The sequence below is a fragment of the Streptococcus mitis genome (assembly GCF_003942995.1).
GTDB lineage: Bacteria > Bacillota > Bacilli > Lactobacillales > Streptococcaceae > Streptococcus > Streptococcus mitis_CV.
Genome location: NZ_RJOH01000044.1, coordinates 1 through 846, shown reverse-complemented (window position 1 = coordinate 846; position 846 = coordinate 1). Strand labels below are relative to the sequence as shown.

Genomic DNA, 846 nt, shown 5'->3' with positions numbered 1-846 from the left:
GCGCGAGACGGAATCGAACCGCCGACACATGGAGCTTCAATCCATTGCTCTACCAACTGAGCTACCGAGCCTTATTGCGGGAGCAGGATTTGAACCTACGACCTTCGGGTTATGAGCCCGACGAGCTACCGAGCTGCTCCATCCCGCGTTAATACAAAAGGAGGATGTGGGATTCGAACCCACGCACGCTTTTACACGCCTGACGGTTTTCAAGACCGTTCCCTTCAGCCGGACTTGGGTAATCCTCCATACTATTCAAATGGACCTTGTAGGACTTGAACCTACGACCACTCGGTTATGAGCCGAGAGCTCTAACCAGCTGAGCTAAAGGTCCAACAAGATCATTATAGCGGCGAAGGGGATCGAACCCCCGACCTCCCGGGTATGAACCGGACGCTCTAGCCAGCTGAGCTACACCGCCATGAATCGGGAAGACAGGATTCGAACCTGCGACACCTTGGTCCCAAACCAAGTACTCTACCAAGCTGAGCTACTTCCCGAGTTAAATAGAAAAATGCACCCTAGAGGAGTCGAACCTCTAACCGCCTGATTCGTAGTCAGGTACTCTATCCAGTTGAGCTAAGGGTGCTCATTATATTATGCCGAGGACCGGAATCGAACCGGTACGATCGTTACCAATCGCAGGATTTTAAGTCCTGTGCGTCTGCCAGTTCCGCCACCCCGGCCTCTCTAAGCGAACGACGGGATTCGAACCCGCGACCCCCACCTTGGCAAGGTGGTGTTCTACCACTGAACTACGTTCGCACCGTTTTCTTCTATCTAAAAATGCCGGCTACATGACTTGAACACGCGACCCTCTGATTACAAATCAGATGCTCTACCAAC

8 tRNA genes are annotated in these 846 nt (G+C 52.6%); all 8 read right to left on the bottom strand.

Going from position 1 to position 846, the window contains the following annotated elements:
* Window positions 1–74 precede the first annotated feature (74 nt).
* Window positions 75–148: transfer RNA gene (locus D8836_RS11070), tRNA-Met, on the bottom strand.
* A 10-nt stretch (window positions 149–158) separates the two neighbouring features.
* Window positions 159–248, bottom strand: a tRNA-Ser gene (locus D8836_RS11065).
* 12 nt (window positions 249–260) lie between these two features.
* Window positions 261–334: transfer RNA gene (locus D8836_RS11060), tRNA-Ile, on the bottom strand.
* Between the two features lie 13 nt (window positions 335–347).
* Window positions 348–421, bottom strand: a tRNA-Met gene (locus D8836_RS11055).
* Window positions 422–426: 5 nt separating this feature from the next.
* Window positions 427–500: transfer RNA gene (locus D8836_RS11050), tRNA-Pro, on the bottom strand.
* A 15-nt stretch (window positions 501–515) separates the two neighbouring features.
* A tRNA-Arg gene (locus tag D8836_RS11045) sits at window positions 516–589 on the bottom strand.
* 11 nt (window positions 590–600) lie between these two features.
* Window positions 601–686 (bottom strand) — tRNA-Leu (locus D8836_RS11040).
* A 7-nt stretch (window positions 687–693) separates the two neighbouring features.
* Window positions 694–765: transfer RNA gene (locus D8836_RS11035), tRNA-Gly, on the bottom strand.
* Window positions 766–846: the final 81 nt, after the last annotated feature.